The following is a 14,870-nucleotide window of genomic DNA, read 5'->3' as shown; positions in this document are numbered from 1 at the left end:
GCCGACAGTTTGACAAACGCCCAACAGGCTTCGACCAACGACATTGCCGTGCCGCCTGATCGCTTGACCGATGCAGCGAAACGGTTGATCCCGCGTTCATTGGGCCAGAGATATAATCTCATGCCGCCCCCTCAAGACGTGTCGGAGTCTGTCATCCCATGAACCTTGCAAAAATCCTGCCGCTGCTGATCGCGGCCGCCCCGGTCGCCCTGGCGACCCCCGCATTTGCCCAGGGCAGCGCGCCCGCCGGGCCTGCCGCGGGCATAACCACCCAGCTACCCCGCGGTGCCGCGCCCAGCCATTACAGTATCGAGGTGACGCCCGACGCGCCCAAGCTCACATTCACCGGCAAGGCTTCGATCGACCTCAGCGTGAGCGAGGCGATGCCCGCGCTGGTCCTGAATGCGGCGGACCTCAGCTTCGGCACGGTCACGCTGACCCCGGCGAAGGGAAAGGCGATGAAAGGCAAGGCCACGGTCGACGCCGACGCGCAGACCGTGACCTTCGATTTCGGCACGCCGCTTCAGCCGGGCCGCTACACGCTTGCCGTCGATTATGCGGGGATCATCAATACGCAGGCGAACGGGCTGTTCGCGCTTGACTATACCGACAATGCGGGCGCGGCGAAGCGCGCGCTCTTCACCCAGTTCGAGGCGCCCGACGCCCGTCGCTTCGTGCCGAGCTGGGACGAGCCCAGCTACAAGGCGACCTTCGACCTGAGCGCCGTCGTGCCTGCCGGCGAAATGGCCGTGGGCAACATGCCGGTGAAGGATTCGAAGGATCTGGGCAACGGCACCAAGCGCGTGACGTTCGGCACTTCGCCGAAAATGTCGTCCTATCTGCTCTTCTTCGGTCTGGGCGACCTGGATCGCGCGACCAAGATGGTGGGCAATACCGAAGTCGGCGTTGTCACCGGCAAGGGCAACACCGGCAAGGCCCAGCTGGCGCTCGATGCGTCGGCGGCCATCCTGCCCTGGTATAACGACTATTTCGGCACGCCTTTCCCGCTGCCAAAGCTCGACAATGTCGCCGGCCCCGGCCAGAGCCAGTTCTTCAGCGCGATGGAGAATTGGGGCGCGATCTTCACCTTCGAACGCGCCCTGCTGGTCGATCCGCGCTTCACCTCCGAAGCCACCAAGCGCCGCATCTACGAAACCGTCGCGCATGAAATGGCGCACCAGTGGTTCGGCGACCTCGTGACCATGGCCTGGTGGGACGATCTGTGGCTGAACGAAGGCTTCGCCAGCTGGATGGCGACCAAGGTCACCGACAAGCTGCAACCCGACTGGGAAATGCTGCTGACCCGCGTCGACGGGCGCGAGGCGGCGATGAGCCTCGACTCGCTCGCCACCACCCATCCCGTCGTGCAGAAGATCACCACGGTGGATCAGGTGAACCAGGCGTTCGACGCGATCACCTACCAGAAGGGCGAAGCGGTCATCACCATGCTGGAAGGCTATGCCGGCGAGGATGCGTGGAAGACCGGCCTGCAATCCTATATGAAGGCCCATGCCTACGGAAATACCGTGACCGACGATCTGTGGAAGGCGGTGGAGGGCGCGGGCGCGCAGGGACTGGTGTCGATCGCGCACGACTTCACCAGCCAGCCGGGCATTCCGCTGGTGAAGGTGGAAAGCGCGCAGTGCCGTGGCGGCAACACCGTCGTGACGCTCAGCCAGGGCGAATATAGCCGCGATCATCAGGACAAGACGCCGCTCAAATGGAACGTGCCGGTAAAGGCGCAGACGGTGGGCGGCGATGCGCAGCGCCTCATTCTTCAGGGCAACGGCACCGTCACGCTGCCGGGCTGCGGCGCCTATATCGTCAACGCGGGCCAGACCGGCTATTATCGCTCGCTCTATCCGGCCGCCAATGTGAAGGCGCTGGCAAGGGATTTCACGAAGCTCGCCAGCATCGACCAGACCGGCCTGCTCGCCGATAATTTCCAGTTGGCGCTCGGCGGTTACCAGCCGATCGACCTGGCGTTCGACCTGGTGGACTCGGTGCCTGCCGGCGCCAGCCCCGCCGTCCTGGCCGAAGTGCCCGGCTATCTGGGCAGCGCCTACGACATGCTCGAAAGCGATCCGGCGGCGCAGGCGCGGGTGCTTGCCTACAGCTCCGCCAAACTGACCCCGGTGCTTGCGCGGATCGGCTACGACGCCAAGGCGGGCGAAGGGCCGCAGGTGCCGGTCCTGCGCTCGGCGCTGGTGTCGACGCTGGGCGATATGGGGGACAAGGGCGTGGTGGCGGAGGCCAATCGCCGTTTCGCCGCGCTCGCCCAGGATCCGACGGCGCTCGACGGGCCGCTGCGCACCACCTGGCTCGCCATCATCGCCAAGAATGCCGACCAGGCGACCTGGGACCGGCTGCGCGTTCTGGCGAAGAACGCCAGTTCCGATCTGGAAAAGAGCACCGGCTATACGCTGCTGGGCAGCGCGAAGGACGAAAAGCTGGCGCAGCAGGCGCTCGACCTCGCCCTGACCGATGAACCGGGCAAGACCACCAGCGCGGCGATCATCGGCGCGGTCGGCTACGAGCATCCGATGCTGGCGGTCGATTATGTGCTGGCGCATCGCGCGCAGTATGAATCGCTGATCGACGTGTCGGCGCGCAGTCAGGCGCTCGCGCGGCTGGGCGGCGGATCGGCGGACCCGGCCATGGCCGACAAGCTGGATGCCTATGCGACCCGGTATCTGACGCCGGAATCGCGCAAGGTGACCGATCGCGCCATCGCCGCGATCCGCACCCGTGTCGCCACGCGCGCCAGGGTGAAGGCGCCGCTGGCCGCATGGTTCGCCGCGAAAAAATAAGCGGAAACGGAAAGGGCGGCAACAAGGGCCGCCCTTTCATCTCCTCTTGTAGCTCTAAAAGGCTGCCCGATGGCGGCAACATCGGGATGGGTCCCGGTCATTTCCGTTTTCGTCACCCCGGACCTGATCCGGGATCCCGCTGCCTGTCTCACCTAAAGGTTCAAGACGAAAGGCCGGGTCCCGGGTCAAGCCCGGGATGACGGGGTAGCGACGTCCGCAACGGGGCCGCGTCCAACCATCACGACACCCGCAAGCCGGGCTGCGGTCATTCCTGCAAAGACACGCCGGGGCTGCGCGGGTCCGCCGCGCCGACCCAGTGGCCGTCGGCCGTGCGTTCCGCCGCATTGGCCTTCAGGCCGAGCGGGCTGAGCGACACGCTGTGGCCCAGCTTTTCGAGCGGGGCCTTCATCGCCTCCAGCGCGGTGCCCTTTTCCAGCACCAGCCCGTCCTTGTTGTAATAGATAAGGCCCATGGCGATGGAATCCTGCGCCGACAGACCCCAGTCGAAATGCGCGATCAGCGCCTTGGCCACCTGCATGATGATGGTGCGGCCGCCCGCCGCGCCTACGGTGAAGATCGGCATGCCCTTTTCGTCATAGACGATGGTCGGCGACATGGACGACAGGGGCCGCTTGCCCGGCTCCACCCGGTTGGCGACCGGCGCCCCGTTTTTTTCCGGCACGAAGCTGAAATCGGTCAGTTCGTTGTTCAGGATCACGCCGTTGGCGACCAGCTGGCTGCCGAAGAAACTTTCGATGGTGGATGTCCAGCTGGCGACGTCGCCGTCCCGGTCCACCGCGACGAAATGGCTGGTGCCGACCTCGGGCTGCGGTCCCGCGGCGGTGCGCGGCTGCGCGCCCGGCGGCGTGCCGGGTTCGTAGGTTCGCAGGGACCGGTCCAGCCGGATCGTCGCCGACCGCCGCCGGAGATATGCGGGGTCGATCATGCCGGTGACCGGCACCGACACGAAATCGGGATCGCCCAGCCACGTGTCGCGATCGGCATAGGCCAGCTGCATCGCCTCGCCGATGACATGCCAGCTGCGCGGGTCGTCCTTGCCCCATTTGGCCAGCGGAAAACGCTCGACCATGCCCAGTATCTCCAGCACGGTGACGCCGCCCGCCGACGCCGGGCCCATGCCGCACACGGTATAGACCCGATATTTGCCGCAAACCGGCTTGCGTTCCTTCGCCTGATAACCGGCAAGGTCGGCCATAGTCATCGGCACCGGGTTTTTCGGCGCGTCGGTGACCGCCTGCGCGATCGCTTGCGCATTGTCTCCGGTGTAGAATGCATCCGGTCCCTCCGCCGCGATCTTCTTGTAAAGTGCGGCGAGCGCCGGGTTCCTGAGCCTTGTGCCGACCGGCGGCGGCGCGCCGTCGACCCAGAAATATTTCTGGATCTCGGGAAAATCCTTCCAGATGTCCTTCAGCCGGTCGAGCGCCGTCGCGGTGCGTTCGCCCAGTGCATAGCCGTCCTCGGCCAGCCGGATCGCGGGCTGGAACAGGTCGGCCCAGGGCAGCTTGCCCCATTTCTCGTGCGCGTCCCAGGCGAGTCGCACATTGCCCGGCACGCCGACCGAATAGCCGCCCGGCCACGCCTGGACGAAGGGCAGGGGCTTGCCGTCCGGCCCCATGAAACGGTCGGGCCGGGCGGCTGCCGGGGCCGTTTCGCGCCCGTCGATCGATTCCAGCAATCCGGTAGCGCCGTCATGATGGACCAGGAAGCCGCCGCCGCCGATGCCGCTATTGTGCGATTCGACCACGCCCAGCGTCAGCATCATCGCGATCGCTGCGTCGGTGGCGCTGCCGCCCTTGCGCAATATTTCCTGTCCTGCCTGCGCCGCGCGCGGGTCGGCCGCCGACACGGTGGCATTGGCCGCGATCGGTTCGCGGGCCATCGCGGGCGCGGTAGCGGCGGCGGCGGTCAGGGCGGTTGCGGACAGGAGGGCGAGCGGGGCCAGCAGGGCCGGGAAGCGGATCGTCATGAAACGCACCCTAGGCGGCGGACGGAGCGACGCAAGGGGGCCAGCGCGTCCACCGGCGCGACCCGCCTTACGTCGCCGCCTTCATCCGGTCGCCGATGGTCCGCAACTCCTCGACGAAGCGCGCGCGCTCCTCTGCCCTTTTCGCTTCGTCGGGCAGGCGCAGCAAATAACTGGGATGGACCGTTACCCAGGCCTCCGTGCCATCCTCCAGCGCGATGGGCCGGCCGCGCGTGCGGCTGATCGTCACCGCCTTGCCCAGCACTGCCCGCGCGGCGGTGGCGCCCAAGGCGACGATCAGGCGCGGCCGGACGAGGCTGAGTTCCTGCGTCAGCCACCATCGGCACGCCTGCACCTCGCCCGCGTCGGGCGTCTGGTGGATGCGCCGCTTGCCGCGCCGCTCATGCTTGAAATGCTTGACCGCGTTGGTGACATAGGCGCGCGCGCGGTCGACGCCGGCTGCATCCAGTGCCTGGTCGAACAACTGCCCCGCCGGGCCGACGAAGGGCCGCCCGGCCAGATCCTCCTGATCTCCGGGCTGTTCGCCCACGAAAACGAGCGGCGCGTCGACCGGCCCTTCGCCGAATATGGTTTGTGTCGCGTCGCGGTGCAGCGGGCAACGCGTGCATCCCATCGCCTCGTCGCGCAGCCGCTGCCATGCGCGCACGCTGTTCCGCTCGGGACTATCGTCCGCCGGGGATCGTGGGGTCGCCGCGATCATGGCCGCCTCGCGCGCCTGCGCCCCGGCGACAAGCTGGGGAATGAGCGCGGCCTCCGGCAGGTTGCGCCAATATTTGCGCGGCATCTCGGACAGCATGGCTCCGGTCTTGAGCCGGGCCGGATTGAAGATCGCGGCATAATAGCCCTTCCAGATCGCCTCGACCGGGTCGTCCTGCGGCGCGTCGCCGCGCGATGCTCCCGGTCCCTCGTTCAGGGTGTCGCCATCCCAGTGCAGGCTCAGCTCCGGCGTCAGGATCGACCAGCGCATGGTGGTGAAGCGCCGGACGAAGAAACCGGCATTGGCGCGCACGATATGATGGTCCGGCTCGAACCAAGCGACGTAGCGTGATCCCTCGCTCTCGGGCATTTCGCGGAAGCGGACGAAGGCGCGCATCTTGTGCATGTCGCGGCGCACCGCCTTGGCCAGCATGTCGATCCGGCGCAAGAGCGGACTGGCGCTGTCGTCCATCGCCCCGCGCTGCGACCGTATCCGGCGCAACTGCTCGTACAACAAGGCAAAGCGTTCCGGGGCACGATGCAGGGTCGCCGTCTGCGCCAGATCCACGAACGCACGGGGCACGGTGAAGGCTGCCTCGGGGCGTTCGGGCGGCGGCGGCCGGTCGCCGAACAGGTCGGATGCATCGGACCCGATCTGCCAGACGATGTCCGCTGGATCGATATCATGGGCGGCCAGTCGCCGCGCCGCCCCGCGCCAGCCGTCGAAATCGTCCGGCGCGGTCAGGGCGACGCGATACATGGCGGGGCCGTCAGTTTTCGGATTCGGCGCGCTCCAGTTCGGCCGGCTTGCGCTTGGCGAACAGCTTGCCCAGCCGCTCCTCCTCTTGGGCCGTCAGGTCCTTGGCGGCGTCCGGGAACATCTCTTCCTCCTCCTCGTCGATATGGTGGAGGTAGCGCTTCTTCATCTGGTCGAATTTCTTGCGCCAGGCTTCGCCGTTGAATTTCAGCTCGGCCAGCTCCTCCAGATAATCGTCTATTTCCTTGTGCTCCGACACGCTGTGCTGGGCGTCCTCCCGCAGGTCCGGGCGCGCAAGCATCGTCGCGTACAGCGTTTCTTCCTCGGCGGCGGCATGGGCCGTCACCTCGACCTTGAACTGCTCGAACAGCTTTTGCAGCTGATCCTCGTCCTTCGCGTCCGCCATCTTCTTGAACAACTGGCGATGCGTGTCGTGATCCTGCTTCAAACGGTCGAAAATATCGGCACTGGCCATGATCGCTTCTCCTCTTGACGAGGATGTGAACGACAAACGGGCCTATTGGGTCCGAAGCTATGCGCGAAAAGCCGTCAACCGAACACGGCGCGGAAGATAATGGCCACCGGAATCCACAACAGCGCGCCGATGATGCTGGCGCTCCACAATTGCAGCACGTCGCGGCGGAAACGCAGCGTGAGGCCGGATTGCGACAGGCCGCCCTGCTCCAGCATTTCCCAGCGCCGCTCCAGTCCCCGGGCCGCCAGCGCATAGCCCGCGATCGCGACGATGATGCCCAGATGCAGGACCAGCGAACCGCCCATCCTGGCGACGATGAAGATCTGGAGCAGGCAGAACACGACGAGGGCCGATGCCAGATGCGTGCTGATCCGCTTGCAAAAACCGGTCTGCTGCGCGCGTGCGCTGTTATTGGACAAAGTCGCCAAGTCCGATCCTCCTCCTCAATCCCGATGAACAGAATTTCACGATCCGGCGCAGCAATCAACCGGCAAAACGGCATCAAACGAACATTTCGAGCTGTTTTGGCGGCGGTGCGAGGCGTGCGCGCAGGTCGATCCGGTCGGTAAGCATCGTCGGCCGCCAGTCGACGGCGATCAGGAAGGGCCGGATTTTGGCGATGGATGCCGTCAGTCGGGCGACATCGTCCAGCCGCAATTGGCGATGCCGACGGCTGCGCAGGATGTGGTCGACCGCCTTCACCCCCAGGCCCGGAACGCGCAGCAGCCGTTCGCGCGGCGCGCGGTTGACGTCGATCGGGAATATGTCGCGATGCGCCAGCGCCCAGGCCAGCTTGGGATCGATGTCGAGCGGCAGACATCCGGTCGCCGGGTCCGTCGCGGACGCGATTTCGCCTGCATCATAGCCGTAGAACCGCATCAGCCAGTCGGACTGGTACAGCCGGTGCTCGCGCATCAGGGGCGGGCGGCGGAGCGGCAGCACGGTGCTGGGCGACGGGATGGGGGAAAAGGCGCTGTAATAGACGCGGCGCAGGCGATGGCGGTCGTACAGGCTGCTCGCCCGCGCGATGATGGCGCGGTCGTCGGCCTGGTCGGCGCCCACGATCATCTGGGTCGACTGGCCCGCCGGCGCGAATTTCGGCGCGTGGCGATAGGACCGCCGGGCGTCGCCATGATCGTCCATGTCCGCGCGCAGCCGGCCCATCGCCCCTTCGATCCGCGCCGCATTCTTGTCCGGGGCCAGGCGCTTCAATCCATCGTCGCTGGGCAATTCGATGTTGATCGACAGCCGGTCGGCATGCAGCCCGGCCTGCCGGATCAGGCCCGGATCGGCATCTGGTATGGTCTTCAGGTGGATATAACCGCGAAAATCATGATCCTCGCGCAGCGACCGGGCGACCTCGACCAGCTGCTCCATCGTATAGTCGGCGGATCGGATGATGCCGGATGACAGGAACAGGCCCTCGATATAGTTGCGGCGATAGAAGGACAGGGTCAGGTCGACCACTTCGTCCGCGGTGAAGCGCGCGCGGCGGACATTGCTGGATTGCCGGTTGATGCAGTAGTGGCAATCGAGGATGCAGCTGTTGGTCAGCAGGATCTTGAGCAGGGAAATGCATCGGCCGTCGGGCGCATAGGCGTGGCAGATCCCCATCCCCTCGGTCGACCCGACCCCTTTGCCGTCGCGCGAATCCCTTTTCGCTGTTCCGGACGATGCGCAGGACGCATCATATTTGGCGGCGTCGGCCAGGATTTCGAGCTTTTCACGGATGGTCAGACGCGCCATGATGTTCGTGATATGTTCTTTGCCGGCCCGTGTCCATGATCTCGATCAATCCGCGAACCGGGGCGGCGGCGCCAGGGATTCAATTTCTCGTCGGCTGGTCCAGCACCTGGCGGACCTTGTGGGCGAGCTGCTCCAAGGTGAAGGGCTTGGGCAGGAATGCGACGCCGGGGTCGAGCATGCCGTTGTGGACGATCGCATTGCGGGTATAGCCGGTGGTATAGAGCACCTTGAGGTCCTCCCGCGTTTCCCGGGCCCGGTCCGCCAGAATGCGGCCGTTGATGCCGGGCATCACGATGTCGGTGAACAGCAGGTCGATGCGCGGCTGTATCGCCAGCATTTCCAGCGCCTGTTCGCCGTCCGATGCCTGCACCACGGTGTAACCCAGTTCCCGCAGGGAATCGACCGACATGTGCCGGACCTGTTCCTCATCCTCCACCAGCAGGATGATCTCGTCGTCCTTCGCGCGCGGCAGGCTGCCGGGGTGGGGGGCTTGGAATGCGGCGTGCACCTCCTCGCCATAATGGCGGGGAAGGTAGATCTTGATGGTCGTGCCCTCGCCGGGTTCGGAATAGATTTTCACATGACCGTGCGATTGCTTGACGAAGCCGAACACCTGGCTGAGGCCCAGTCCCGTTCCCTTGCCGACGCCTTTCGTGGTGAAAAAAGGTTCGAAGGCGCGCTCGACGACGTCGGCCGGCATGCCCGTGCCGGTATCCGTGACCGACACCATCACATATTGGCCGGCGGCCACCTCGCTATGGGTCGCGGCATAGGCATCGTCCAGATGGCCATTGGCCGTCTCGATCGTCAGGTGGCCGCCCATGGGCATGGCGTCGCGGGCGTTCACGCACAGGTTGATCAGCGCGTTTTCCAGTTGGTTGGCATCGATGCTCGCACGCCACAGGCCGCCCGCCAGTACCGATTCCACCCGGACATCCTCGCCGATCGTGCGGCGCAGCAGTTCGGACATGCCGCCGACCAGCTTGTTGACGTCGGTCGGCTGCGGATCGAGCGGCTGCTGACGGGAAAAGGCGAGCAGCCGCGTGGTAAGCTGCGCGGCGCGCTGTGCGCCTTCGGTCGCATTGTCGATGCTTCGGATCACGCGCGGATCGACGTCCGCGCCCATGCGCCGACGGGCGATGTCGAGCGAGCCGATGACGATGGCCAGCATATTGTTGAAATCGTGCGCGATCCCGCCGGTAAGCTGGCCGATCGATTCCATCTTCTGGACCTGCCGCAGTTGCGCCTGCGCGACCTCGCGCTCCTGCGCTTCCGCGATCAGCCGGTCGTTGGCCAGTTCCAGCGCCTGCCGGTTTTCCTCCGTCTCGCGGATGCGGCGATATGCCGTGCGCAGGCTGATAAGCGTCAGGATGATGATGAGTGCGGCGCTGAGCGCCAGTCCGAGCGAGACGAGCGCGCTCGACCGGCCGGCCGCCAGGCTGCGCACGCGCAGCAACTGTTCCTCGCGTGCCTTCATATCGTCGACCTGCGCGCGAACGCGTGCCATCTTCACGAGCCCTGGCGCGAAGGTGGCGGCGGTGGGGGCCACGCCGGCCCGGCGCGAGTCCAGCACCGCTTCGAGCATCTCCATGCGCTGCGCGATCATCCCGCGCAGCGTCTCGACGGCCGCGGCCTGTTCCGGATTGTCGCTTACGTCATCGCGCAAGGCGTCGACGTCGCGAGGCCAGGTGCGGCTCACGTCGCGGTAGCTTTGCAGAAAGCCGGACTGGCCGGTCAGCATGAAACCGCGCTGGCTGCTTTCGGCGGCCTGGATGCGCGCCGCCAATGCGGACAGCCGGCTTTCGACGCGTAATGTGTGATTGACCCATGCGATGCGGGTTTGCTGTCCCTGGTATAGCCAATATGTGCTGCCGACGGCGATCATGACCATCGTCATGGCGAGCAGCAACAATGCGACGGACCGTTCAGGGCGGATGACGGGCATGGCGCTTCTCATGATTAAATGTCGGGCGAAGGGCAAGACCTTGCGGTGTCACGCCCGTTATTCGTTATACCGGGCGCGGGCGGTCATGGGAGCAGCGGATGGACAGGCGAGCGTTTCTTGGCACGGCGGCCGGCGGCATGGGCATGTTGTCGCTCGCGGCGGCGGCGCGCGGCGCCGGGTTCGATCCGCTGGCGGGGATCGAGCCGGTTCGCGCCAGTCCCGACCGGCTATTCAGGGTGACGGTATGTCTGCGCCCCTTCCGCGCCCCCGGCCCCCGTATCGAGGTGGAGCAGGTCGGGCGCAAGCGCGTCGTCCATAATTACGGTCATGGCGGCAGCGGCTGGTCGCTGAGCTGGGGTTCGGCCGAACTGGCGGTGCCGCTGGCGCTTGCCGACGGGGTGAAGGATGTGGCGGTCATCGGCGCGGGCGCGGTCGGCATGGCCGCCGCGCTCACCGCCCAGCGGGCGGGCGCGACCGTCACCATCTACGCAAAGGAGCAATTTCCCTACGTCCGGTCCGCCCGTGCGACCGGCACCTGGTCGCCCGACAGCCGCATCGCGATGAAGAACGCCGTCGACCCCGGCTTCGGCGACCGATGGGAGGGCATGGCGCGCGCGTCCTTTTCCCAGTTCCAGAGCCTGCTGGGCCTGCCCGGCGATCCGGTGGAATGGACCGACCGCTATATGCTGTCGGACACGCCCATGGGCGAAGGCCAGCGGCGCGCGAAGGCCGAGCCCATGGTGGAACGGCCGGACGATTTCCTGCATCTGGAAAGCCGGTTGCACGACATCACGCCGCGCAGCGTCGAACTGGCACCGGGCACGCATCCCTTCCGGCCGACCTACGCGCGGCGCAACAGTTCGCTCACCTTCAACATCGCCGACCTGTCGCGCCGGCTGACCAACGATTTCCTGATCGCCGGGGGCAAGATCGTCCCGATGACCTTCAACGCGCCTTCGGATGTGACCCGGTTGCCGCAGAAATCGATCATCAACTGCACCGGCTATGGCGCGCGCAGCCTGTGGCGCGATGAAAGCATCGTGCCGGTGCGGGGGCAGATCGCCTGGCTGATCCCGCAACCGGGCCTGACGTTCGGCGTCTTTTACGGGTCGCTTTCCATGCTGGCCCGTCGCGACGGCATTGTGGTGCAGGAAGTGGGAAGCGACGAATGGTTCGGCTATGGCGACGCCAATGAGGAACCGGATCGCGCCGCAGCGGAGGCATCCGTGCGCCAGCTCGCGCAATTCTGGGCCTGACGGCCCCACCCGTCCTCCTTCTGCCCGGCTCCTTCCGGATCAGTCCTCCTTGGGCAGGGTGGGGACGACCGGCGGGGGTGTTGCGGGCTCCGGCGGCGCGGCGACCTCGACATCGACCCTTCGGTTGCGGGCGCGTCCTTCGGGATCGTCGCTGCCGTCCTCCTTCGCGTTGGGCGCGACCGGTCGTGTTTCGCCCAGGGCGATCACGGTGACGCGTCCCTCCGCCACGCCATGGCTGACCAGATAGTCGCGCACCATCTCCGCGCGGATGCGCGACGCGACGCGATTGTCGCCGTCGCTGCCGCGCGAATCGCTGTGCCCCCGCAGGACGATCTGCCCGCCGCCGCGCAGGGCCGGGGTTTCCATCAGCATGTCCAGCGCCGCCTTCGCCGTATCGTCCAGGGCCATCGGGTTCGCGCCGAATCCCACCACCGCGTGCGCCGGTTCGATTTTCGGCGGCTCGGGTTCCTCCACCACATCGGGCCGCAGGATCGACCGCGCGGGTTCGGCGGCATTTTCCGCCATGTTCGCCATGACCGTGCCGTTATCGGCGCCTGACGCCATGTTGGCCGGGGCGCCATCGCCTTCGCCGGCCGGCCGGTCGCAACCGGCAAGCAGGGCGCTCAGGATCAGGGCGGCCGGGGTGAGGGGGCGGGTCATTCTTCCTCTCCTTTGGGCTTGGGCGGCATGGGTGGCACATAGGATAAAATCGTGTCGCCCGGCTGCGGCGTCGGGCGCGACGCGTGGGTGAAGAAGCGGATCGCGCCGGACTTGCGCAGCAGTAGCAGCATGTCGCCTCCTTCGGGCAGCGAAGCGCGCGCGGCGTCAAAGTCGAACTGGTCGCTGATCCGCGTCTTGCGGAACGTCCACCCCTGTTCCTCGCGCTGCATGATCCCCTCGACGCCCAGCCCCGACGCGAACAGCGCCCGGCCGCGCAGCGATTCGGGCAGCGCGCGCGGATCGTCGTCGTCGCTCGCGTCGCCAAGCTGATAGACATTGTCGCGGCCGACTTCCGGTGCGAACTCGCTGCACACCAGCGCATTATAGGCCTCATTGTCGGTCGCGGCGGCCAGAACCTGAAACTGGGCCAGGTCCAGCCGTTCCTCGGTCGCCTCCGACAATATCTCGCCATGATAGGTCGGAATACCGGCGTGACGCGCGGCCGACAGCCGCTGCCAGCTATTGTCGGCGATGGTAACGGGCACCGACAGCTGCCGAAGCTGTCCCGCCAGCTCCAGCGTGAAGGGCGTGGCGCCGACGATCAGCAGGCCGCTGTCGGACGCGCCGGTTACCTTGAGCAGCCGGGCCACGGGCTTGATCGAAAAACCGTGGGCGACGATCGTGGCGATCACCACCGCGAAGGACAGCGTCACCAGAATCGATCCGTCGCTGAACCCCAGCCGGTCCAGCCGCAACGCGAACAGGCCGGAAATCGCGACCGCGACGATGCCGCGCGGGGCGATCCACGCGATCAGCAGCCGCTCGTTCCACGGCACCGGGGTAAAGGCCAGGCTGAGCAGCACCGTCGCCGGTCGCACCAGGAACAGCAGCACGAACAGGAAGGCCAGGAAGCGCCATTCGAACTGGCGCAACACCTCCAGGTCGAGAGAGGCGGACAGGAGGACGAACACGCCCGAAATCAGGAGGACGGTGACATTCTCCTTGAACGGCTGGATGTCGCGCAGCGAATCGAGCCGCATGTTGGCCAGCGCCACGCCCATCACAGTGACGGCCAGCAGTCCGGTTTCCTGCTGGATCATGTTCGACAGCACGAACACGCCGATCACTGCGACCAGCAGGATGGGGGCCTTCAGATATTCGGGGACATGGCCGCGCGGAAAAGTCCATCCCACTGCACGCGCAGCGGCGAAGCCGATCAGTCCCGCGACGATCGCGGCGGCAACCAGCGCGACGATGACCGACGCCAGCGACCCGCCTTCCGCGGATCGCCGCAGATATTCGTATGTGACGACGCCCAGCAGCGCGCCGACCGGGTCGTTCACGATCGCTTCCCATTTCAGGATCGCGCGCGGCCGCGCCGCGACATTGGACTGACGCAGCAGCGGCAGCACGACGGTCGGCCCGGTCACGACCAGGATGCCGGCGAACAGGATGGCGACGGGCCATACCAGCCCGGCCGCATAATAGCAGGCGACCGCGCCCAGCGCCCAACCGATCGGCGCGCCCAGCAGGACCAGCCGGGTCACCGCACCGTCGGTCTTGCGCAGTTCGCGAAAGTTGAGGCTCAGGCCGCCTTCGAACAGGATCAGGGCGACGGCGATCGACACCATGGGTTCCAGCAGTTCGCCGAACACATGCTCGGGATCGATCAGTCCCAGAACCGGGCCGGCGATGACGCCCGCCCCCAGCATCAGCGCGATTGCGGGCCAGCCCGTGCGCCACGCGATCCATTGCGCGCCGATGCCCAATAGCCCGATCAGCGCGATGACAAGGGCCTGTTCCTGCATGGCGTCCAGAATAAGCAGGCCCGGGGCGCAACGTCACCATGGATATTTTGCTCCGCGCGGGGAACAAAAAGAAAAGGGCGGTCGCACCGGCGACCGCCCTTCGCCCCTAAGGGACATGGGAAATGCCTTATTGCGACTGCATCATTGCGGCTGCATCGGCGCAGCAGGCGCTGCGGGCTCTGCGGGAGTGGCCGGCTCGGCCGGGGCCGCCGCAGGCGCCGCAGCCTGAATGCGCTGCTGCAACGCCGGGTCGGCGGCCGCGGCTTGGCCGATCTGGTTGAACTTTTCCGGCGGCAGGCCGGACGACTGGACTGCGGCCAGCATCTTGGGCTGCTTGTCCGCCGCCGGGATGCTCGCATCCTGCTGGATCTTCGTCACCTCGACGGCGGCGGCGGCAAACTGCTTGATTTCGCCTTCGCTGAAGCTGCCCGCGTCGGCGGCAGGCGCAGCGGGCGTGGAGGGCGTGGCCGCCGTGGCAGGATCGGCCGGCGTTGCCGCCGTCTGCGCCGCCAGCGGCATGGCAGCTAGCGTGGCGGCCACGGCAAGGCCGGTTTTCAGAAACAGTCGATGGTTCAGACCCGTCATCTATCTTCTCCTTGGCGTAATGTGACCCCCAAGCTGAGAAGAATGATCGAACAACGGAAGAGGATGTCCGACGAAACGGGCTATTAAAGGGACGACGGCAAGGTTCCGTTCGGCCTGTCCGTTTCCC

At 66.4% G+C, this 14,870-nt stretch carries 11 protein-coding genes; 2 read left to right on the top strand and 9 right to left on the bottom strand.

From position 1 onward, the window contains the following. Positions 1–158 precede the first annotated feature (158 nt). Positions 159–2,810: a M1 family metallopeptidase gene (locus J3E64_RS08395; RefSeq protein ID WP_253341988.1), complete on the top strand. Its 2,652-nt coding sequence runs from the start codon at positions 159–161 to the stop codon at positions 2,808–2,810. Between the two features lie 265 nt (positions 2,811–3,075). Here the strand turns inward: J3E64_RS08395 and ggt are convergent, their stop codons facing one another. The 6 genes from ggt to J3E64_RS08365 form a co-directional block, all read right to left on the bottom strand. Then, positions 3,076–4,797: a gamma-glutamyltransferase gene (ggt, locus tag J3E64_RS08390; protein ID WP_253341986.1), complete on the bottom strand. Its 1,722-nt coding sequence runs from the start codon at positions 4,795–4,797 to the stop codon at positions 3,076–3,078. Positions 4,798–4,864: 67 nt separating this feature from the next. Next, positions 4,865–6,271 carry a UdgX family uracil-DNA binding protein gene (locus J3E64_RS08385; RefSeq protein ID WP_253341984.1) on the bottom strand — a complete coding sequence of 469 codons (1,407 nt, stop codon included), beginning with the start codon at positions 6,269–6,271 and terminating at the stop codon, positions 4,865–4,867. Positions 6,272–6,281: 10 nt separating this feature from the next. Further along, the gene (locus tag J3E64_RS08380) at positions 6,282–6,743 is read right to left on the bottom strand and encodes a hemerythrin domain-containing protein (protein ID WP_253341982.1); all 462 of its coding nucleotides are present in this window, start codon (positions 6,741–6,743) and stop codon (positions 6,282–6,284) included. 74 nt (positions 6,744–6,817) lie between these two features. Then, positions 6,818–7,171, bottom strand: coding sequence for a hypothetical protein (locus J3E64_RS08375; protein WP_253341980.1), 354 nt, complete (start codon positions 7,169–7,171; stop codon positions 6,818–6,820). 73 nt (positions 7,172–7,244) lie between these two features. Next, entirely contained in the window at positions 7,245–8,489 is a 1,245-nt protein-coding gene (locus J3E64_RS08370) for a putative DNA modification/repair radical SAM protein (protein ID WP_253341978.1), read from the bottom strand. 79 nt (positions 8,490–8,568) lie between these two features. Beyond that, positions 8,569–10,434, bottom strand: a complete 1,866-nt coding sequence (locus J3E64_RS08365; RefSeq protein ID WP_253341976.1) for a CHASE3 domain-containing protein — start codon at positions 10,432–10,434, stop codon at positions 8,569–8,571. A gap of 98 nt (positions 10,435–10,532) precedes the next feature. On the opposite strand from J3E64_RS08365, the gene J3E64_RS08360 reads away from it, so the two are divergent. Next, positions 10,533–11,690 (top strand): FAD-dependent oxidoreductase, encoded by a 1,158-nt coding sequence (locus J3E64_RS08360; protein ID WP_253341974.1) that lies wholly within the window; start codon positions 10,533–10,535, stop codon positions 11,688–11,690. Between the two features lie 39 nt (positions 11,691–11,729). Here the strand turns inward: J3E64_RS08360 and J3E64_RS08355 are convergent, their stop codons facing one another. The 3 genes from J3E64_RS08355 to J3E64_RS08345 all read right to left on the bottom strand — a co-directional run bounded on the left by J3E64_RS08355 (position 11,730) and on the right by J3E64_RS08345 (position 14,743). After that, positions 11,730–12,350 carry an OmpA family protein gene (locus tag J3E64_RS08355; protein WP_253341972.1) on the bottom strand — a complete coding sequence of 207 codons (621 nt, stop codon included), beginning with the start codon at positions 12,348–12,350 and terminating at the stop codon, positions 11,730–11,732. Next, the gene (locus J3E64_RS08350) at positions 12,347–14,158 is read right to left on the bottom strand and encodes a sodium:proton antiporter (protein ID WP_253341970.1); all 1,812 of its coding nucleotides are present in this window, start codon (positions 14,156–14,158) and stop codon (positions 12,347–12,349) included. The genes J3E64_RS08355 and J3E64_RS08350 overlap by 4 nt, the downstream gene beginning before the upstream one ends. A 141-nt stretch (positions 14,159–14,299) precedes the next feature. Beyond that, positions 14,300–14,743: a DUF4168 domain-containing protein gene (locus J3E64_RS08345; protein ID WP_253341968.1), complete on the bottom strand. Its 444-nt coding sequence runs from the start codon at positions 14,741–14,743 to the stop codon at positions 14,300–14,302. Positions 14,744–14,870: the final 127 nt, after the last annotated feature.

It is taken from the genome of Sphingobium sp. OAS761, assembly GCF_024168485.1.
Classification (GTDB): Bacteria; Pseudomonadota; Alphaproteobacteria; order Sphingomonadales; family Sphingomonadaceae; genus Sphingobium.
This window is presented reverse-complemented; position numbering and strand designations above follow the sequence as displayed.